Origin of the sequence: Corynebacterium sp. HMSC074A09 (assembly GCF_001811545.1) — a bacterium.
Classification (GTDB): Bacteria; Actinomycetota; Actinomycetes; order Mycobacteriales; family Mycobacteriaceae; genus Corynebacterium; species Corynebacterium hiratae.
Genome location: NZ_KV805150.1, coordinates 143,354 through 163,432, shown reverse-complemented (window position 1 = coordinate 163,432; position 20,079 = coordinate 143,354). Strand labels below are relative to the sequence as shown.

The window sequence follows — 20,079 nt, the reverse complement described above, 5'->3', positions numbered from 1 at the left end:
ACCCCGCTACGCACCCCAAAACCGGAAGAGCCCGATTACTTACGGTGGTTCTTCGCCGACACAACAAGCGCTTTGGGTTCATCCCTCATTGCCATCCCTGTTTCACTTGCGAGCTTCCACCTCACTGGAAGTCTAAGCCAAGCAGGTCTCATCGGAGCAGCAAGCTCAGCTGGCTCCTTGATCATGACCATCCCAGCCGGAATGATCATTGATCGCTTCGATAAGAAGAATCTGCTTCTCCTTTACGGCCTGAGTCAGATTGCTATCTGGTCTTCCTTTTCCCTCCTCCTCTGCCTGGGTAAATTCACTTTCATCTCCTTATTCTTCTTCAGCTTTTTTGCTGGGATGATTACAGGCACCTTCGGAGGGCTAACCAACGCCATTCTAAGATTCATCATCCCAGAGAATCTACTTGTCCAAGCACAGGGCCGTAACCAAACTCGAGACAACATTATCTGGATGGTCGGATTACCCTTGGGAGGCCTCCTTTACGGACTCGCCCCGGTTATTCCTTTTATTACGCAAGCCCTGTCAGGGCTTGGTCCCGTATATGCTTCAAGGAGCATCAATGCAAACCTAGGTGAAACAATCAGCGGCCCAAGATATTCATTTAAAGAGTTCTGGTCCGATAGCAAATATTCTTTGGCTTGGATTTGGAAATATCCGGTGCTCCGGGCAATTTTCAGCATCGATCTATGCTCGAATTTTGCCAACTTCTTCCTCATCGCGTCCATAGACCTCTGGTTGGCCTATCTTAAAGTTGATGGCTGGATAATCGGCTTAACTTCCACCATGTTCACCCTTGGCATGATTGTTGGAGGATTTTTTCAGGACCACCTCATCAAGCGATTCCCCGGAAGAAACATAATCCGAGCAACCATGCTCTGGGAATTCCTGTGGTACATATTCCTTCTCGTGTTTTCCCATTATTGGCCGCTGATCGCAATCGCAGCATTTTTCATCGTCATCCCCTCGATCGCATGTAACTCGTACTCTGGTGGACTACTTGCACTATCTGCACCCCCTGAAAAGATAGGTAAGTGCTCGGCAGGAGCGCGCCTAATGATGGGACTACTTCCAATCATCGCCTCCACCAGCGCAGGCGTTCTTCTTTCTGCAATTGGTTTTCAGGCAAGCATGGCACTATGTGTTCTGTGCTCGGTTATCTCTTGCTTGATAGTGGCGGGTTCAGTCTTACGCGCACTACCTAAAGCAACCGAGTTCAATTCCCTCCCAGTTCTCGAGTAACCCTTATGACGTATACGAACGCTTCAAAGCCTTCGCGGCGCCAGTCGGACCCCAGCCTTAGCCTCGACTAGTCGTATCCAAGCTCGCCCCCTCTGGTGGCCTCACTGCCACATGGCTAGAGTGGGGCGGCATGGAAATGAAAGACATGCTCGCTCCCCCACCCATCAATCTGCCCGCCGATCCGGGTGCTGACAGCACCGCTGATCTCACCGCGGGAATTGTCGCCCACCCAGATTCCCCGCTGCTCTGGGCGCTGCTGGCGGAGCAAGAACTAGACAAGAACAAGGGCGCTGAGCCCACCGCATTCATCACCGCCTACGCCTATGCGCGCACCGGCTACCACCGCAGCCTCGACCGCCTGCGCGGCAATGGGTGGAAGGGCTGGGGCCCTGTCCCCTTCTCTCACGAACCAAACCAAGGCGTACTGCGCGCGATTGCCGCACTGGGCCATGCCGCGAAGGCCATCGGTGAGGACGCAGAATATGACCGCATCCGCCAGATGCTCTCCGATGCCGACCCCGAGTGCGTCGCTACGCTACTGGATTAAGCACATGGTTCTAGTCACCTGGTTCTACTCAAAAGGTTTAGTTGGGGGCAAGTAAACCATCTAGGAGGCCACAGATGGTTTGTTTGGGGGCACATGAACCATCTGACCTGAACCATACGACTGAAACCAACTGTGGTGGCTACCGGAATTCTCAGACAGCCCCTCCTACATGTAAAAATCCCGCGGACCTCGAATGTGAGGCCGCGGGATTAGCGTGTCTGCGAAAAGCGCAGCGCGTGAGACCACCTATTCCTTATCGCTATCGCCATCCGCCTGAGAGACAAGGTCTCCGGTGTTCTGCGCGGTGCGGATGTTCGCCACGAAGAACTCCAAGATCAAACGGAACTGAATGACGTAGAAAAGGAACGCGATTCCGCCACCGATGACAGCGCCCAGGAACGTCAAGATTCCGATGAGAAAGCTGTCAGTGAAAGCAAAGAAGGAGAAGAGGATCATTCCCGCCCATGCTGCCCCTGCCACGATGACGAGCAGCAGGTAGATGAAGGAGGAGAACTTCAGGGTGACGAAGTCATTGAAGGAGAAGTCAAACAGCGCCTTGAAGAAGCCAGCGCCCTTGGAGGGGCTGCCGCCCTGTGAATTCTGCTGTGGGTAGTCCTGCTGCGGGGAGGCGGCAAAGGGCGAGTTGTTCTGCTGACCAAAGCCCTGCTGATCCTGCGTGCCGAAAGCCTGCTGTTCTTGGGCGCCGAAACCTTGCTGGCCTTGTGCCCCAAATCCTTGGTTCTGTTGGGGGTAGCCACCAAAGCCGGAGGTTGAGTGGGAAGCCGTGGTTCCAAAGCCCTCTCCCGACTGCTGACCAAAGCCATGGTCTTGGTGCGACTCCGACGGGGTGCCGTAGCCATAGCCCTGGTTAGAAAATCCCTGGCTGCCATAACCCTGGTTGTCGTAGCCCTGATTACCGTAGTTCTGGCCGCCATAGCTTTGGTTCGAGTTCACGGAGTCCGCAGCGTGATCAGCGCCAGCATTGTGAGCGCCAGCATTGTGATCGGTGCCAGCGTTGTGCTCGGCGCTGGAGTTCTGCGCCGCACCCGCGTCGCTGTCGGCATTGTACGAGCCGTAGGAAGCGCCAAAGGTACCGTGAGAGGCTTGGGAATCTTGCCCGCCGAAGGTTTCGGAAGCAGGGACAGAGGAGCTGGAAGAGTGCTCGGTGCCAGACTCCGTGCTGTTCTTCGCCGAATCATAGGCCGAGTCCGCGGCGGAATCGGAGGACGCATTAAAGCCCGAACCGGACGCGTCAAAGCCGCGATTCTCAGCATCCGGCTGCGCACCCTGGGGAGCGGAATAACCGAATCCAGACGAGTCGGCGGAGCCCTCGGAGTAGTCGCCATATCCTGCCTGGCCACCCCAGCCGAAACCGGAGTTCGATGCCTGGCTACCCCACGCGGACGCAGCGTCATCGTTGCCTGACTGGGAGCTATCGTAACCGCCGAAGCTGCTGTAACCGTTGTTCCCGGCGTTCTCACCGTTGGACCCGTTGACGTGGTTATCGCTGTTATCGCCGTTCTCACCAAACTGGTTGGGGTTCGTCATTTTTTCGTTAGACCTTTCGGAGAATCATCGAAATTCGCAGCGCGCTACAGCACTACAATGGCGTAATTTTTACCCCTCCGAACGTACCTGAGATCTCGCTCACCGGCAGCGCGGCTTGGGGAACACGCCCCAGAAAACGACAGTTCCCCCGCCGCAGGCGGGGGAACAATCACAAGCTTGTGCTCAAAGGCTAGTGCGCAGCAACACGCTTAGGCGTGCTTGGCCTCCACGCGCTTGATGGCCTCAGCAGCCACCTTCTCCTGGATGCCCATGTCCAGCTCAGAGGTGAAGCCCACGCAGGAGCAGTTAATCTCACCAAGGACGTAGGTGTCCTCACCATTCTCACCATCAGCCAGCATGAAGTCCGCAGTCCAGATCAGCGGGATGTTGTCGCCACCGAGCTTCTCAGCGATGACCGGGCGGACGTCAGCGAACATGTCGACCAGCTCCTGCCACTCCTCCGGCTTCTGGTAGGTGTACTTGGCACCGGAGAACAGGGTGGCGGAGAAGGCGTCGCCGCCCTCGGCCGGCTTCTTGTGCACCACGAAGACCGGATCTGGGCCCACGAGAAGAATGCGGATCTCGCCTTCGACGATGCGCGGCATGAAGCGCATGTCCACGAGCATGCCGTTGTCACCCACGATGTACTGGTCGCAGAAGTCCATGAACTCGCCGAGCTCGCGCTCCTCAGTGTGGTTGTCCACAGCCTCGGTGCACTTGATCTTGGTGTCGAGCGGCAGTGCGGTGCCCGGCTCGACGGACTCGGCCAGCTTCTCGTCGGCAAGGCGCACGCGCCAGATGCCGGAGCCGGTGGAGCCACGGTTCTGCTTGAGCACGCGCTCACCGTAGGACAGCGAGGTCGGGAAGGTCTTGTGGAAGGACTCGACGTCGTAGTAGGCGGCGGTGTCAGCCGGAACCAGGTCCGTGTCATTGAGCTTGACCAAGGCATCCTTAGCGCCGTAGGCCATCATCTCGTACGGGGTGGACATGCCGACCAGTCCGGCCTCGGACACCTTGGTGAGCAGATCGAAGTAGCCCTTCTCACCGCCCGGGATGTTGCCCGGGTTCACGCGGGAGATGTAGGCATCGAAGTTCTCCGATACATACTCGAAGAGCTTCTCGGACCACTCAGGGCGGTAGAACACGACCTCGGCGTGCCAACCTGCATCCTTGATGCAGTCGACGATCGGCATGGTGTCCTTACGGTGTCCGTTGATCTGCTTATCGGATCCGCCCTCAACCTCGAAGACGACGATTGCTTTGTGCACAGTGATTCCCTTCCACTAGGGGGTTAGTGAGTGTCACTTCTTAAAATAACCCAGGTTGGACCCTCGCGCTCACCTAGAAAAGCACCCCCGAAAAGGCATAAAAAGCAAGCGTACCGCACTTTTTGGCCGCTGACCTGCACGCTTGTTATAACCAGTGAACGTGCAGCAGCGCTAACTGCAGAAGAAATGTATCCAACACCACAAATACGCCTCCCCCGTGACCACATGTCCGCCCAGCACGCTAGAGTTGAACCGAACGTTCCCCCTCAACGAGAAAGGCAGGTGGACCGTGGCCGAATTCGACCCGAATCCCCCTTTCCAGGAATACGCGCACCCTGAGCGCCTCGTGTCCGCACCGTGGCTGTCCGCGCGACTGGGCATCAACGGCCTCCACGTCATCGAGGTTGATGAGGACTCACTCCTCTACGACATCGGCCACATCCCCACCGCGATCCGCATCAACGTCCAAACTGAGCTGCTCGACAGCACAGCGAGGGACATTATCAGCGCAGAGGATTTCACCGCACTCCTCCGCTCCAAGGGTATTGAGCGCGACGACACCGTCGTCCTCTACGGCGACAAGTCCAACTGGTGGGCTGCTTTCGCGCTGTGGGTCTTCGAGCTCTACGGCCACGAGGACGTGCGGCTTCTCGACGGTGGACGGGACGCCTGGATGTCCGAAGAACGCGACACCTCCTTCATGGTCCCCGAGCCTTCTGCTTCCTCCTACCCGGAGGTTTCCCGCGAGGAATCCTCGCGCATTTTCGTCGACGAGCTGCGTGACTCCTCCGCCACGGTGGTTGACACCCGCAGCCCAGAGGAGTTCTGTGGCGAGGCCGCCCACAAGGCTGGAGCCGGCGAGTCCGCCTACGGCACCACAATGACCCACGGCCACATTCCCGGCGCCATCAACCTCGAGTGGGACCGCGCGATTTACCCGAACGGCTGCTTCCGCGCGCTCAGCGAGCTGAAGGTCAACTACGGCGAGCTCGAACCGGCAACGGAAACCGTCCTCTACTCCCACGTCGGAGCCCAAGCCGCGCACACATGGTTCGTCCTCAAGTACCTGCTCGGATTCGAGGCACCCCGTGTCTACGACGGCTCGTGGGCAGAATGGGGCAACATGGTTCGCATGCCCGTTGAGCGCTAGCAACACGCCGATATAAGCCCGCATCCGCGCTGGTGCGGGTTTATTTTTTGACACGAAACCAAGATGTGAAGGTATCCTCATGTTTTGGTGTGCAAGAATAGTACGCAGTCCTATCACAAATCATGGAGGAGGGTTCCTGCCGTGGCAGTTGAAACCAAGAACATCACCAAGGTCCTCGTGGCCAACCGCGGTGAGATTGCGGTCCGTGTTATCCGCGCGGCTCGCGACGCCAACATTGCATCCGTAGCGGTCTACGCCGAGCCCGATGCCGATGCCCCATTCGTCACGCTTGCCGACGAAGCCTTTGCACTCGGCGGCCAGACTTCCGCGGAGTCATACCTCGACTTCGGCAAGATTCTCGACGCCGCCTCCAAATCCGGCGCCGACGCCATCCACCCCGGCTACGGCTTCCTCTCCGAGAACGCCGAGTTTGCTCAGGCCGTCATCGACGCCGGCCTGATCTGGATCGGCCCGTCCCCGGAATCCATCGCGGAGCTGGGTGACAAGGTCACCGCCCGCCACATCGCCGAGCGCGCTGATGCTCCTATGGCACCGGGCACCAAGGATCCCGTCGCCAGCGCAGAAGAAGTCGAAGCCTTCGCCGATGAGCACGGCCTCCCCGTTGCTATCAAGGCCGCCTTCGGCGGCGGTGGCCGCGGCATGAAGGTCGCGCACACCCGCGAGGAGATCAAGGACCTCTTCGAATCCGCCACCCGCGAGGCCGTTACCGCTTTCGGCCGCGGAGAGTGCTTCGTCGAGCGCTACCTGGATAAGGCCCGCCACGTCGAGGCCCAGGTCCTCGCCGACCAGCACGGCAACGTCGTCGTCATGGGCACCCGTGACTGCTCCCTGCAGCGCCGCTTCCAGAAGCTCGTCGAGGAGGCTCCTGCCCCCTTCCTTACCGATGAGCAGCGCGCCTCCATCCACGAGTCGGCCAAGCGCATCTGCCGCGAGGCCGGCTACTACGGTGCCGGCACCGTGGAATACCTCGTCGGTTCTGACGGACTCATCTCCTTCCTCGAGGTCAACACCCGCCTCCAGGTGGAGCACCCCGTTACGGAGGAGACCACCGGCTTCGACCTGGTACGCGAGCAGTTCCGCATCGCCGAGGGCCGCGAGCTCTCCATCTCCGAGGATCCCGCCCCGCGCGGCCACGCCATCGAATTCCGCATCAACGGCGAAGACGCCGCCGCGGGCTTCATGCCGGCGCCCGGCACGGTTGTCACCTACTCCGAGCCTTCCGGTCCGGGTGTGCGCATGGATTCCGGCGTGCGCGAAGGTTCCGTTATTGGCGGCCAGTTCGACTCTATGCTGGCCAAGCTCATCGTCTGGGGTCCGGATCGTGCCACCGCCATCGCGCGCGCACGCCGCGCCCTGGCCGAGTACCGCATCGAGGGCCTGCCCACAGTTATCCCCTTCCACCAGGCCATCCTCACCGATCCCGCTTTCACCGCCGAGGACGGCAACTTCACGGTCTACACCAAGTGGATCGAGGAAGAGTGGGTTAACGAGCTCCCCGCATACGTCGACCCCGCCGAAGCAGCCGAGGACGAAGAGCAGGAGGCGGCCCAGAAGTTCGTCGTCGAGGTGGGCGGCCGCCGCATCGAGGTGGCTTTGCCGGGCAACCTGCTCTTGGGCGGTGGTAGCAAGCGCAAGAAGTCGAAGAAGCGTCGTGGCAAGGGAGCGTCGGCAAGCGTGTCCGGTGACACCGTGACCGCGCCGATGCAGGGCAGCGTCATCAAGGTCGCCGTCGAGGAAGGCCAGGAAGTGGAAGAGGGCGAGGTCGTCGTCGTCCTCGAGGCCATGAAGATGGAGAACCCCGTCAAGGCCCACAAGTCCGGCACCGTGGCCGACCTCAAGGTATCCACCGGAACGCAGATCAACAAGGGCGAGCCGATTCTGGAGATCAAGTAATTTGCCGGTGCTTCCTTGCGGCCAGGGAGCACTGCAATAACCTTGCTTCAGTCAGCAACGTTACGTACTCTCTGTCCGTGATACCCCGGTGGAGCTCTGCTCCGGGTCACTGGCCCGCTGAGTACTACTTACCGGGGTGCTGACTTGTCGCTCTGGGGGGGATGCAACAGTGGCGCATCAGGATAGCGCCACCCACGCCCCCTCGAGTCACTCTGTGAGTAGCTAAATTCAGAGATCAAGTAGCCTCGAAAGGCATGAGCGTTAACGATTCCGAGTTCGGCGTACGGTTGGCCAAGGAGCACGACCGTACCTACCTCTCCCGCCTTCTTTTCCTCGCCGATGTCCTCGGTGACGAGGACGCCCATATCGGGGATTTCCACACACCTGACGTAGGGCTGTACATCGATGAATGGTCTCCCCATGTCGACGGCGGCGTCATCGCAGTCTCCAGCCACCGCGTTCCCGTCGGTGGTGCGTGGCTGCGCTACTACACCACTGAAGCGAAGGGTGCCGCCTACACCGGCAACCCCGAGGCAGATCCTTTTGATGAGTCCCAGTGGGCCACCGACCTAGATCCGGAGGAAATCCCCGAGCTCTTCATTGCTGTGGAGTCCCGCTACAGGGGCCTCGGCGCTGGACGACGCCTCCTGCGCAACACCTGCGACCTGGCCGAAGCCCAAGAGGCTCCTGCGGTATCGCTGTGGATTGAGCCGGAGAACAGCGGTGCCCGCAAGCTATATGAATCCGAAGGCTTCGTCGACATCGACATCCCGGGCCGCCCGGATGCCCACGTGATGCTCAAGCGCTTCTAGTACCGCAAGCCGACAAAGGGTGTCGACTATACTCGACACCTTCGTCGGCGCGCCGACGGCAGCGCCAAGAGCGACGTTGCTCACCCGCCTATAACCTAGGTCGGGTCACAACGACCGTTTCCGTAGAACGCTGCACGTATCTTCGCGAAACGCGACTAGCTTCTTCGCTCCCCTAACAACGCGCAACGTCTGCATGCCTCCATCGAGATGCTGGAGGCATCTGACAAAAGGCACCTGGCAAAAGGCATCAGTCAAAAGGCGTTTTCACGGCTAAAAACGCCTTTTACTCAGGGCAGATGGCGTTTTTAGACCCAAAGATGCCTTCTACCAGATGCCTTTTGCGAGACACCCTCCTGACTTAGGCCAATGCAGTGCGGAAAAATCCCACCCCACCGCCGAAAACCACCGGTGAGCAGCGCCAAGAATGACGCTGCTCACCCATCCATAACCTAAGTCAACTTTTAGTTGATAACGGCGATGAGGTCGCCGCCCTCAACCTTGGTGGCGACGCCAATGGCGACGCGCTCGATGGTGCCATCCTTGGTGGCGGAGATGGAGGCTTCCATCTTCATGGCCTCGATGACGGCGATCTGGTCGCCGGCCTTGACCTCGTCGCCAGGCTTGGCGGTCGGGTTCACCACGCCGGCAAACGGTGCGGCCACGTGGCCTTCGTTGGACGGGTCAGCCTTTTCCACGGTGGCGACGGTGGACTCGACGTTGTTGTCGCGCACCTTGAGCGGGCGGATCTGGCCGTTGACGTTGAGCACGACGTTGCGGATGCCTTTCTCGTCCGGCTCGCCCATCGCGTCAAGACGCAAGGTAATGGGCTTGAGGTCCGCGCGATCGTTGGAGCCCTCCGGGAAGTGGTGAACAATGTAGTCCTTACCTTCTTCCAGACCGTAGAAGAAGACGGTGTCCGTCAGCGCCTCGGTGTTGCCGTAGGTGCGGCGGAACTCGTTGAACTCTTCGAACTGCTTCGGGAAGAGCAGGCGGTTGAGGGAAGCACGGCGCTCGGTGGAATCATCCGAAGTCAGGTGTGCCTTCTCCTCTTCAGGGACGGGCTTGACGGTGACGTCGCCAGGCGCGCGGCCCTCCAGGACCTTGTCGCGCAGCGGCGGCCAGCCACCCGGAGGCGTACCGAGCTCACCGCGCAGGAAGGCGATGACGGAATCCGGGATGTCGTACTTGGTGGGGTTGGCCTCGAAGTCAGCTGGGTCCACGCCAGCACCCACGAGGTGCAGGGCGAGGTCACCAACCACCTTGGAGGACGGGGTCACCTTGGTCGGGCGGCCGAGCATCTCATTCACCGCAGCGTAGGTGTCCTCGATGATTTCGAAGCGGTCCTCCAAGCCCAGCGCGGTAGCCTGTGCGCGCAGGTTGGACAGCTGTCCACCCGGAATCTCGTGGCGGTACACGCGGCCGGTCGGGCCAGGAATTCCCTTCTCGAACGGATGGTAGAGCTGACGCACTGCCTCCCAGTAGGGCTCCAAGTCGGAGACTGCCTTGAGGGAGATACCGGTGTCACGCGAAGAGTTCGAGAACGCCGCGATGATGGCGGACAGCGAAGGCTGAGAGGTGGTTCCCGCCAGCGGTGCGGAGGCGCCGTCGACGATGTCGGCACCAGAAAGCGCTGCCGCGTAGTAGGTAGCCAACTGGCCACCGGCGGTGTCGTGCGTGTGCACGTGAACCGGCAGGTCGAATTCCTTGCGCAGAGCCATAACCAGCTTGGATGCGGACTCCGGACGCAGCAGGCCCGCCATGTCCTTGATAGCCAGGACGTGGGCACCGGTGTTGACGATCTCTTCGGCCAGCTTGAGGTAGTAATCCAGCGTGTAGAGCTTCTCATCCGGGGAGCACATGTCACCGGAGTAGGCCATGGCAACCTCGGCCACGGTGGTGTTGGTCTCCAGGACGGCGTCGATAGCCGGGCGCATCTGGGTGACGTCGTTCAGCGCATCAAAGATGCGGAAGACATCCACGCCGGACTTGGCAGCCTCCTGCACGAAGCCGGTGCACACATCGTTGGAGTACGGCGAATAACCCACGGTATTGCGGCCGCGCAGCAGCATCTGGATGTTCTGGTTTGGCATAGCCTCGCGCAGCAGGTCCAGGCGGACCCACGGGTCCTCCTTGAGGAAGCGCATGGCCACGTCGTAGGTGGCGCCACCCCATGCCTCCACGGAGTAGAGTTCCGGGGTCATGCGGGCCACGGCTTCCGCCGCGGTGACCAGAGCAGTGCCGCGTACGCGGGTGGCCAGCAGGGACTGGTGAGCATCGCGGAAGGTGGTATCGGTGACGGCCAAGGCGTCCTGCTTGCGGATCTTCTCCGCCCACTTCTTCGGGCCCAGCTCCAGCAAGTCGTCACGGGAACCGCGCGGCAGCTCGGAGTTAAAGTCCAGATCCGGCAGCTTATCGAAGGGACGCAGGGTGGTCGGGCGCTCGCCATTCGGCTTGTTGACAGTCACGTCCGCGATGTAGTCGATGATGCGGCCAGATTCGTCCACGGCCGGCGGGGCCTTCAGCAGGTCCGGGTGCTCCGGAATGAAGCTGGTGTCCACGCGGGTGTTGACGAAGTCCGGCTCACGCAGCAGAGCGCGCAGGAAGCCGATGTTGGTGGCCACGCCGGCCACGGTGAACTCGTTGAGCGCGCGCTGCGCACGTGCCACGGCTTGTTCAAAGTTGACACCACGGCAGGTCATCTTCACCAACAGGGAGTCGAAGTTCGGCGAGATCTCCGCACCGACGGCCGTTGCACCGTCGAGACGCACGCCCGCGCCGCCCGGCGAGCGGTACTGGGTCAGCGTGCCGGTATCCGGGCGGAAGCCGTTGGAGGGATCCTCAGTGGTGATACGGCACTGCAGCGCCGCGCCGGTGATGTGGATATCCTCCTGCTTGAGGCCCAGCTCCTCCAGGGAGAGGCCCGCGGCAATCTGCATCTGGGACTTCACGATGTCCACGCCCGTGACCTCCTCGGTCACGGTGTGCTCAACCTGCACGCGCGGGTTCATCTCGATGAAGACGTGGTTGCCCTTTTCATCGACGAGGAACTCGACGGTACCGGCGCCTTCGTAGTTGATGTGCTCGCAGAACTTCACGGCGTCCGCGCAGATGCGGTCACGCAGCTCCGGGTCCAGCGTCGGTGCCGGGGCAATCTCCACGACCTTCTGGTGGCGGCGCTGCACGGAGCAATCGCGCTCATACAGGTGCATGACGTTGCCCTGGGAGTCAGCCAGAATCTGCACCTCGATGTGCTGCGGGCGAATCACCGCGGTCTCAAGGTAGACGTGGCCGTCACCGAAGGCGGCCTCTGCCTCGCGGGATGCCTCAGCGCACTTGGTCTTCAGCTCGGCCTCGTTCTCGATGAAGCGCATGCCGCGGCCACCGCCGCCGGCCACGGCCTTCACGAAGACTGGGAACTCAAAGTCCTTGGCGTATTCCGCCAGTTCGTCGACGTCCGTCGAGGGCTTCGAGTCCTTCAGAGTCGGCAGCCCTGCTTCCTCGGCTGCGGCCACTGCAGCGGCCTTGTCACCGGTCAGGTCCAAGGTCTCGGCGGTGGGGCCGATGAATTTAATGCCGTTGTCGCGGCACGCGCGGGCCAAATCAGCACGCTCCGAAAGGAAGCCATAACCCGGGTAAATGGCGTCCGCACCGGACTTCTTGGCGGCGCGAATCACCTCATCGATATCGAGATAAGCCTTAACCGGCTGCCCCTCAGTACCAATGCGCACGGCCTCGTCCGCGAAGGCGCGGTGGAAGGAGTTGCGGTCTTCCTTGGGGTAAATTGCAACGGTCTTGGAACCGACCTCAAAGGCGGCGCGGAAGGCACGCACGGCAATCTCACCGCGGTTGGCCACCAAGATCTTAGAGAAGGACTTGTGGGCGGTATCAGACACTAGGAGTGATCCTTTCAGATAGGAACAATACGAAGACAAGGATAGTGTCCGAGGCGACAACGCGGGCGAGAATCGACATATAGGTCAACAGAAATCCACACGCTGCACATAAGTCGGACAAAGAAGAAACCAGCGCACAGGAAGAAAGTTTCGTGCGCTGGTTGTGCTCTGATTAGTTCCGCTTCTCTTAGATCTGCTTCGGCGGAACGGAGCGCTGCTCCTTGCCGTTGTAGGCAGACAGCGGGCGAATGAGGGAGTTGCTCTCATTCTGCTCCACGATGTGTGCGGTCCAGCCGGTGATGCGGGCCATCACGAAGATCGGGGTGAAGAACTCGATGTCGAAGCCCAGGATGTGGTAGGCGGGGCCAGCCGGGAAGTCCAAGTTCGGCTGGATCTTGATGGAGGTGTTCTCATACATGGTTTTAGCCATCTTCTCGTACATCTCCACCCACTGCTCCTGGCCGTGGTCCTTGGCGAGCTCGCGGAAGGCGGCCTCCATGGTCGGAACGCGGGAGTCGCCGTTCTTGTACACGCGGTGGCCGAAGCCCATGACGAGCTCCTTGTTCTTGAGCTTGTTCAGCGTCCACTCCTCTACCTTGGCGGGGTCACCGACCTCGAGGAAGTTCTTCATCACGGCCTCGTTCGCACCACCGTGCAGCGGGCCCTTGAGCGCGCCGATAGCCGCGGTAACAGCGGAGTAAGTATCCGACATCGTGGAGGTGACTACGCGGCCAGCGAAGGTGGAGGCGTTGAAAGAGTGTTCCGCATAGAGGATGAGGGACTTGTCAAAGGCTTCGATGTCGGAGCGCGACAGGGCCGGGGAGCCTTCTTCCTCACCGAAGACCATCCACAGGAAGTTCTCCGCAAAGCCCTTCTTGCGGGAAGGCTCGATGTAGCCCTCACCGCGGCGGCGACGGATGTCGAGTGCGACGATGGTTGGCAGCTTCGCCATGAGCTCCAGAGCGGTGCGGCGGATGTGCTCGGAATCCTTGGTGTACTCCTCCGGATCCTGGGAGCCAATGAAGGAGACCGCGGTGCGCAGCACGTCCATCGGGTGGCAGGACTTCGGCATGGAGGTGATCAGGTCAATGAGGTGGCGGTCTAGGTGGCGCAGCGCCTTCTCACGGGCGGAGAAGCGGACCAGCTCATCCTGGCTCGGCAGCTCGCCGTTCCACAGCAGGTAGGCGACCTCCTCGAAGGAGCAGTAGCGAGCCAGCTCCTGAACCGGGTAGCCGCGGTAGGTCAGGGAGTTGGTTTCCGGGACGACCTTGGAGACGGCGGTCTCATCGACGACGACGCCGTAGAGGCCCTTGCGGATTTCTGGGGTTTCAGACATGGTGTTTTTCTCCTTTGATAGAAGGATCGGGTGAGTTTTCGGGCGGGTTTAGGACCGCAGGTTTTAGTCGAAGGTGGGCTTGTAGCTGTCCTTGGAGTACGTGAACACGCTCTGGTCGAAGGCGTTGTACTCGTCGTAGCGCACCAGCTCATAGAGGCGGGAGCGGTGCTGCATGCGCTCGAGCCACTCTTCGGATTGCAGTCCGGTTTCCTGCATGTCGCGCAGGAATTCCTCAGTAGCGCCCATGGCCACGCGCAGGGTGGACACCGGCCAGATGACGGCGTTGTAGCCCAAGTCTTCAATGCGCTTAGCCGACAGCAGCTCGGTCTTGCCAAACTCCGTCATGTTGGCCAGCAGCGGGGTATCCACGGCGGCGCGGAACTTTTCGAAGTCCTCCGGCGAGTACAGGGCCTCGGTGAAGATGAGGTCCGCGCCGGCGTCGGCGTAGGCCTTGGCGCGCTCGATGGCCTCATCGATGCCGTGGATGCCGGCGGCATCGGTACGCGCACAGATGATGAAATTCTCATCGCGGCGCTCGTTGACGGCAGCGGTGATGCGGCGAACCATGAGATCCGTCGGCACCACTTCCTTGCCATCGAGGTGTCCGCAGCGCTTCGGGTTGACCTGGTCTTCCAGGTGGCAGCCAGCCAAGCCGGCGTCCTCCAGCGCGGCGACGGTACGGGCGGCGGACATGGGTTCGCCGAAGCCTGTGTCGGCGTCGACAAGCACAGGCAGGTCCGTGGCGCGGGCGATGTGCCCGGCGCGCTGCGCCACCTCAGTGAGGGTGGTGAGACCAATGTCCGGCAGACCCAGATCATTAGCCAGCACCGCGCCGGAGACGTAGACGCCGCCGAAGCCGCCGATGTCCTGGATGAGCCGCGCGGTCAATGGGTTGAAGGCGCCCGGCAGCGTGGTGATTCCCGGTGCGTTCAGCGCCTCGCGGAAGCTCTTGCGCTTGTCTGCGTTGCTGATAGTGGAGCCAAATAGGCCAGCCATTTAGAACAGTCCCTTCGGGGTCTCGGGTGCGGTGGCGATGGCCTCGTCGGTGAGGCGAACGTTGAGCTCGCTCAGGTCGGTGAGGTTTTCCAGGTTCTGGGCGGCAGCGAGGAAGCGCTCCTGCTCCTCCTCCGACACCTTGCCGGCGGCGAGCTTCTTGAACTTGTTGATGTACTCCTCGCGGCCGAAGGGGCGGGCGCCGAGCGGGTGGGCGTCGGCCACCGCGCGCTCGTCCTCGATCACGGTGCCATCCTTGAAGGTGATGACGGCCTTGCCACCGAAGGCCTTCTCGCTGAGGTCGTTGGAGTGGTAGCGGCGGGTCCACTCGGGGTCCTCGACGGTGGAAATCTTGTGCCACAGGTCGATGGTGTCCTGGCGGTGCTTGCGCTCGTCGGAGTAGGAGGTCTCGTAGTCCCACTCGCCGTCCTGCAGTGCCACGGCGAAGATGTACATGATGGAGTGATCCAGGGTCTCGCGGGAGGCGTTCGGGTCCATCTTCTGCGGGTCGTTGGCGCCGGTACCGATGACGTAGTGGGTGTGGTGCGAGGTGTGCAGGACGATGGACTCGATGTCCTCGGTCTTCAGTCCCTTCTCCGCGAGCGTCTTCTTAAGTGCAAAGGCCATATCGATCGGGGCCTGTGCCTGGTACTCCGCGGAGTGCTCCTTGGTGTAGGTGTCCAGGATGGCGCGCTTTTCCTCACCCTCCGCCGGCAGCGGGACGGTGTAGGTGCGCTCCGGGGAGTGCAGCATCCACGCAATGAAGCCGTCCTCACCTTCCCAAATCGGGGCCGGGGCGCCCTCGCCGCGCATGGAGCGATCCACTGCCTCGATGCCCATCTTGCCGGCAAAGGCCGGTGCATAAGCCTTCCAGGAGGAGATGAGGCCCTTGCGGGACTGGCGGGTAGCGGTGGTGGTGTGCAGCGCCTGGCCGATGGCCTGGTAGATGGTCTCGACGTCGAGGTTCAGCATGGTGCCGAGGCCCGCGGCGACGGAGGGGCCGAGGTGCGCCACGTGGTCGATCTTCCACTCGTGGAGGCAGATGCCCTTAACCAGGTTGACCTGGATTTCATAGCCGGTAGCCAGGCCGCGGATGAGGTCCTTGCCGGTCAGCCCCTTGTGCTGTGCCACGGCCAGAATCGGCGGGATGTTATCGCCCGGGTGGGAGTAATCGGCGGCGAGGAAAGTGTCATGGTAGTCCAGCTCGCGCACGGCAGTGCCGTTGGCTAGGGCTGCCCACTCTGCGGAATAAGCGCCGTCCACACCGAAGATGGTGGCGCCGCCTTCCTGCACCGGGTGAGCCTGCGCAATGACGCGGGCGGAGGTAACCGGGCGGCGGGTGGCGGAAGCGACGGCCACGGAGGCGTTATCGATGATGCGGTTGATGATCATCTCGGTGGTCTCGGCCGGAACCTCGACGGGATCGGCGGCTACCTTGGCGATCTTGTAGGCGAGGTGCTCTTCGATGGGGAAGTTCTCGGCTGACTTGTGGGTACGTACTTCGTGGTTAATCAAAGGGGTTCTCCTCCTAGACAAGAACAACGATTGCGATAGGCATCACACTAACCCCAGTCCGTGCGCCCTGCCACATGTGTAAACTGTGACTATCTGTTGCAGGGATTTGCGTTACTTGCAAAACTTGTGGAATCCCCAGGCAGGAAGGCTTTTTAGGAGGAAACAGACGGTGACCAAGCACTACGCGGGGGCGAGAATCCACGCATTACGCAAGGAACGCCACCTCACGCAAGCCGCCATGGCGAAGCAGCTGGGGCTATCCACCAGCTATCTCAATCAGTTGGAAAATGACCAGCGCCCGCTCACCGTCACCGTCCTCATGCAGCTGACCCAACGCTTCGGCGTTGATGCCACCTACTTCGCTGGGGACCGTGACCTGCGTGCGCTCGCCGAGCTGCGCCAACTCTTCCCCGAAGCATCTGAGGCAACTCTTACCGATCTCAGCGGGCGCTTCCCCGAACTTCTGCCCCGGCTTGTCGACGCCGCCGCGCACACCCCCGCCGAACCCGGCCCTTTCGAAGCGGTCCGCGACTTCTTTTACGACGCGCACAACTACGTCCACAGTCTCGACATCGCTGCCGAGGAGCTTTCCGATTCGCTCGGGGACCGAGTTCTGCGCCGCGGGCGCTTGGCTTCCGTCCTGCAAGATGAGTTCGGCGTTACGACGCGATTTTCCTCCTCGTCCCCGCGCCGACGCACCTTCCACAACCGGGAGCTGCACCTGCGCGCGGGCCTTACGGAATCCCAGCTGGTTTTTGAGATGGCCCTTCAGTACTGCCTGCTGGCCTACCCGGAGCACTGCGCGGAACTCGTCGCAGAATTGCCGGGCGAGGAAGCGCAGACCATTGGCACTCTGGGCCTCGCGCAGTATTTTGCCGCCGCCGTGACCATGCCTTATACCCAGTTCCTCGCCACCGCAGAGGAAACGCGCTATGACATCGACGTCATCGCGACGGCCTTTGGCACTGGTTTCGAAACCACCGCGCAGCGCTTGGCGACGTTACAGCGACCCGGCCACCAAGGTGTTCCCTTCTCCTTCATCCGCACCGACCGCGCGGGCAATATCTCCAAGCGCCAGTCCTCCACCGCTTTCCACTTCGCCCGCAGCGGCGGCTCCTGCCCATTGTGGGTGGTGCACCGCGCGTTTGAAACGCCCAACCGCATCACGCGCCAGGTGGCCTCGATGCCCGATGACCACACCTACTTATGGATCGCGCGCTTCGTCCAAGGACAGGCCCAGGCCTGGGGCACGCCGCGCAAGGAATTCGTCGTGGGCCTAGGCTGCGATATCGCACAAGCGGATCGCGTGGTCTACGCGGACGCGCTCAACCTCTCCCCTTCCGAGGCGACCCCCATCGGCCCCGGCTGCGCCGCCTGCCCGCGCCCGGCGTGCCCGCAGCGCGCCTTCCCGCAGGCGGGCCGGCCCGTCAGCCTCGACCTCAATGCCACGCCGGTGACGGCATACGCCACCTCGTAGTTCTCTCATTTTCGCCTAGGCTTTCGAATCTCTTGCGGCGATGTCCGGTGGGCTTGCCACTATAGGACGTGTTCGGCACCACGCCGAGTTCTCTTCACTCACCTATGCAGGAGGTTCTCTCTCATGTCCAACCCTTATGCAGCTCCCCAGTTCTCTCCGGAACCAACCTCAGGGCAGGCAGCACCGAAGAAAAAGAAGAAAGGCGGCTGCCTCAAGTGGGGCGCGGGGGCAATCGCGGTATTGGTGCTCGGCAGCGTCGCCCTCAATGCGGGTTCTGACGGCGATGACCCGACCAACACCGCCGCACCGGAGCCAAGCACAAGCATCACGGCCGTCGATATCAACAATGCCGCAGCTGACGTGGAATCCACTGCAAGCGATACTGGCAACGATGACAACGCCGTACCCACAGAGCACAAGAATGCTCTGCGCGCGGCGAAGCGCTATGTGGACTTTTCTGCCTTCTCTGAGGCTAAGCTCTATGACCAGCTCACGAGCGAATACGGCTCGCAATTCTCCCCGGAGGCGGCGCAGTACGCCATGGATCAGCTCGATGTGGATTGGAATGCCGAGGCTCTCGAGTCCGCCGAACACTACGTGGATTTCGCCGCCTTTTCCAAGGCCAAGCTCTATGACCAGCTGACCTCCGAGTACGGAGAGAAGTTCACACCGGAACAGGCACAGTACGCCGTGGACACGGCAAATGCTGATTGGATGGCCGAAGCCGTCGAGGCAGCGGAAAACTACCAGGAGATGATGCCGATGTCCGGCCCGGCGCTGCTCGATCAGCTCACCAGCGAGTACGGCGAGAGATTCACCATGGAAGAAGCCCAGCATGCCGTGAGCACACTGGGCTTATAAATCCGAGCCGAAGCTAAACCAGAGCCAGGTCTGATTTACTCGCGGTCTTTATTCAAGGTCGTCGTGGGCGACAAGGCGGCGGGCCGCCTCCGTGATGGTGCCCGACAGGGACGGGTAGACCGCGAAGGAATCCGCCAGCTGGTTCACCGTGAGCTGGTTGGTCACCGCCACGGCGATGGGCAGGATAAGCTCGGAGGCGGTCGGCGCGACGATAACGCCGCCGATGACACGGCCGGAGGTAGCGCGGCAGAAGAGCTTGACGAAGCCATGCTGCAGGGAGCGCATCTTGGCGCGCGGGTTGGTGTTCAGCGGCATCATGACGGTGCGGGCAGCGACCTCACCGGCCTCAATCTCTGCCTGGGTGAAGCCCACGGCAGCGATCTCTGGGCGGGTAAACACGGCGGTTGCCACGGTCTTCAAGCGCAGCGGGGACACACCCTCACCCAGGGAGTGGTACATGGCGATGCGGCCCTGCATTGCCGCAACGGAAGCCAGCGGGAACAGATCGGAGCAATCACCGGCGGCATAGATGCCGGCGACGTTGGTGCGAGAGACGCGGTCAACCTCAATGTGGCCGGACGGCGTGGTGGCCACACCAACGTGCTCCAAGCCGAGGTTTTTGGTGTTCGGAATGGAACCAATCGACATGATGACGTGGGAACCGTGGATCTCGCGGCCATCCTGAGTCTTGACCACGACGTTGCCGTCTTCTGTGCGGGAGACCGTCTCCACGCGGCAGTTCTTCTCCAGCTCCACGCCGCGCTCAGCCAGGACGGTCTCGAGGACGTCGGCAGCGTCAGCGTCATCGTGCGGCAGAATGCGGTCGCGGGACGCCACCATGGTCACGCGCACTCCCATCTCCGCGAAAGCAGAAACGAACTCCGCACCGGTCACACCGGAACCCACCACGATGAGGTGCTCCGGCTCCTCCTTGAGGTCATAGACCTGCTGCCAGGTCAGGATGCGCTCGCCGTCCGGCTGCGCGCCCGGCAAGATGCGCGGGGTGGCACCGGTGGCAACGAGGACCAGGTCCGCGTCGAGGGTTTCGGTGGTGCCATCTTTGTGGGTGACATCGATCTTATGCGCTGCCCCCTTCACACCGTGCTGGTCCTCGGAGAAGGCAGCGCGCCCATCGATGACCTTGACGCCGATCTTCTCTAGGCCCGCGCGCACGTCGCGGGACTGGTTAGCAGCCAGCGCCTGCACACGGCCGTTGAGGGCCTCCAGGCTCAGCTGCAGCGAGCCGAGCTGGTGGTTCAGGCCCATATCATCCGCGCGGCGGAAGTCGGTGCGAATGTTGGCGCCAGCGATGAAAGACTTCGAGGGCACGCAGTCCAAGAGAACGGAGGAGCCACCCGGGCCCTGTTCCTCAACCAACGTAATGTGCGCGCCGTACTTGGCGCCGGCGGTCGCAGCCTCGTAGCCTGCGGGGCCACCGCCGATAATTACGATGCGGGGGGCTTCCTGTGACACTGTCGCTCCTTTTTAAAATTCTGCCTATAAGAACTCTGGGAAAT

The 20,079-nt window shown here is 61.4% G+C and carries 14 protein-coding genes; 7 read left to right on the top strand and 7 right to left on the bottom strand.

The window, feature by feature from the left end; genetic code table 11:
• On the top strand, nucleotides 1-1,248 hold a 1,248-nt coding region (locus HMPREF2807_RS07235), incomplete at its 5' end, for an MFS transporter (protein ID WP_070511483.1).
• Between the two features lie 130 nt (nucleotides 1,249-1,378).
• The gene (locus tag HMPREF2807_RS07230) at nucleotides 1,379-1,795 is read left to right on the top strand and encodes a DUF3151 domain-containing protein (protein WP_070511468.1); all 417 of its coding nucleotides are present in this window, start codon (nucleotides 1,379-1,381) and stop codon (nucleotides 1,793-1,795) included.
• 246 nt (nucleotides 1,796-2,041) lie between these two features.
• On the opposite strand, the gene HMPREF2807_RS07225 is transcribed toward HMPREF2807_RS07230, so the two are convergent.
• Together HMPREF2807_RS07225 and HMPREF2807_RS07220 are read right to left on the bottom strand one after the other, a co-directional pair.
• Nucleotides 2,042-3,343: a DUF4282 domain-containing protein gene (locus HMPREF2807_RS07225; protein ID WP_070511466.1), complete on the bottom strand. Its 1,302-nt coding sequence runs from the start codon at nucleotides 3,341-3,343 to the stop codon at nucleotides 2,042-2,044.
• 209 nt (nucleotides 3,344-3,552) lie between these two features.
• Nucleotides 3,553-4,611 carry a Cj0069 family protein gene (locus tag HMPREF2807_RS07220; protein ID WP_046648351.1) on the bottom strand — a complete coding sequence of 353 codons (1,059 nt, stop codon included), beginning with the start codon at nucleotides 4,609-4,611 and terminating at the stop codon, nucleotides 3,553-3,555.
• Between the two features lie 289 nt (nucleotides 4,612-4,900).
• Here HMPREF2807_RS07220 and HMPREF2807_RS07215 point away from each other — a divergent pair, with 289 nt between their 5' ends.
• The 3 genes from HMPREF2807_RS07215 to HMPREF2807_RS07205 all read left to right on the top strand — a co-directional run bounded on the left by HMPREF2807_RS07215 (nucleotide 4,901) and on the right by HMPREF2807_RS07205 (nucleotide 8,487).
• Nucleotides 4,901-5,761, top strand: a complete 861-nt coding sequence (locus HMPREF2807_RS07215) for a sulfurtransferase (protein WP_046648352.1) — start codon at nucleotides 4,901-4,903, stop codon at nucleotides 5,759-5,761.
• A gap of 141 nt (nucleotides 5,762-5,902) precedes the next feature.
• Nucleotides 5,903-7,675: an ATP-binding protein gene (locus HMPREF2807_RS07210; protein ID WP_070511464.1), complete on the top strand. Its 1,773-nt coding sequence runs from the start codon at nucleotides 5,903-5,905 to the stop codon at nucleotides 7,673-7,675.
• Nucleotides 7,676-7,929: 254 nt separating this feature from the next.
• Nucleotides 7,930-8,487 carry a GNAT family N-acetyltransferase gene (locus HMPREF2807_RS07205; protein ID WP_049154352.1) on the top strand — a complete coding sequence of 186 codons (558 nt, stop codon included), beginning with the start codon at nucleotides 7,930-7,932 and terminating at the stop codon, nucleotides 8,485-8,487.
• Between the two features lie 461 nt (nucleotides 8,488-8,948).
• Here the strand turns inward: HMPREF2807_RS07205 and HMPREF2807_RS07200 are convergent, their stop codons facing one another.
• From HMPREF2807_RS07200 to prpD, 4 genes are all read right to left on the bottom strand, one after another.
• On the bottom strand, nucleotides 8,949-12,380 hold the full coding sequence (locus HMPREF2807_RS07200) for a pyruvate carboxylase (protein WP_070511462.1): 3,432 nt from the start codon (nucleotides 12,378-12,380) through the stop codon (nucleotides 8,949-8,951).
• Between the two features lie 187 nt (nucleotides 12,381-12,567).
• On the bottom strand, nucleotides 12,568-13,716 hold the full coding sequence (locus HMPREF2807_RS07195) for a bifunctional 2-methylcitrate synthase/citrate synthase (RefSeq protein ID WP_070511460.1): 1,149 nt from the start codon (nucleotides 13,714-13,716) through the stop codon (nucleotides 12,568-12,570).
• A gap of 63 nt (nucleotides 13,717-13,779) precedes the next feature.
• Complete coding sequence (gene prpB / locus HMPREF2807_RS07190; protein ID WP_070511458.1) at nucleotides 13,780-14,712, bottom strand: methylisocitrate lyase; 933 nt, start codon at nucleotides 14,710-14,712, stop codon at nucleotides 13,780-13,782.
• Nucleotides 14,713-16,224, bottom strand: a complete 1,512-nt coding sequence (gene prpD, locus HMPREF2807_RS07185) for a 2-methylcitrate dehydratase PrpD (RefSeq protein ID WP_070511456.1) — start codon at nucleotides 16,222-16,224, stop codon at nucleotides 14,713-14,715.
• Between the two features lie 169 nt (nucleotides 16,225-16,393).
• On the opposite strand from prpD, the gene HMPREF2807_RS07180 reads away from it, so the two are divergent.
• Both HMPREF2807_RS07180 and HMPREF2807_RS07175 read left to right on the top strand, forming a co-directional pair.
• Nucleotides 16,394-17,701 (top strand): short-chain fatty acyl-CoA regulator family protein, encoded by a 1,308-nt coding sequence (locus tag HMPREF2807_RS07180; protein WP_070511454.1) that lies wholly within the window; start codon nucleotides 16,394-16,396, stop codon nucleotides 17,699-17,701.
• A 123-nt stretch (nucleotides 17,702-17,824) separates the two neighbouring features.
• Nucleotides 17,825-18,562 (top strand): Ltp family lipoprotein, encoded by a 738-nt coding sequence (locus tag HMPREF2807_RS07175; RefSeq protein WP_070511452.1) that lies wholly within the window; start codon nucleotides 17,825-17,827, stop codon nucleotides 18,560-18,562.
• Between the two features lie 48 nt (nucleotides 18,563-18,610).
• Here the strand turns inward: HMPREF2807_RS07175 and HMPREF2807_RS07170 are convergent, their stop codons facing one another.
• On the bottom strand, nucleotides 18,611-20,035 hold the full coding sequence (locus HMPREF2807_RS07170) for an NAD(P)H-quinone dehydrogenase (RefSeq protein WP_046648361.1): 1,425 nt from the start codon (nucleotides 20,033-20,035) through the stop codon (nucleotides 18,611-18,613).
• Nucleotides 20,036-20,079 lie beyond the last annotated feature (44 nt).

Excerpts from the sequence above, each read along its gene's own strand:
- HMPREF2807_RS07230 (WP_070511468.1), top strand. The coding sequence starts at position 1,379 with ATGGAAATGAAAGACATGCTCGCTCCCCCACCCATCAATCTGCCCGCC.
- HMPREF2807_RS07205 (WP_049154352.1), top strand. The coding sequence starts at position 7,930 with ATGAGCGTTAACGATTCCGAGTTCGGCGTACGGTTGGCCAAGGAGCAC.
- HMPREF2807_RS07225 (WP_070511466.1), bottom strand. The coding sequence starts at position 3,343 with ATGACGAACCCCAACCAGTTTGGTGAGAACGGCGATAACAGCGATAAC.
- HMPREF2807_RS07175 (WP_070511452.1), top strand. The coding sequence starts at position 17,825 with ATGTCCAACCCTTATGCAGCTCCCCAGTTCTCTCCGGAACCAACCTCA.
- HMPREF2807_RS07195 (WP_070511460.1), bottom strand. The coding sequence starts at position 13,716 with ATGTCTGAAACCCCAGAAATCCGCAAGGGCCTCTACGGCGTCGTCGTC.
- prpB (WP_070511458.1), bottom strand. The coding sequence starts at position 14,712 with ATGGCTGGCCTATTTGGCTCCACTATCAGCAACGCAGACAAGCGCAAG.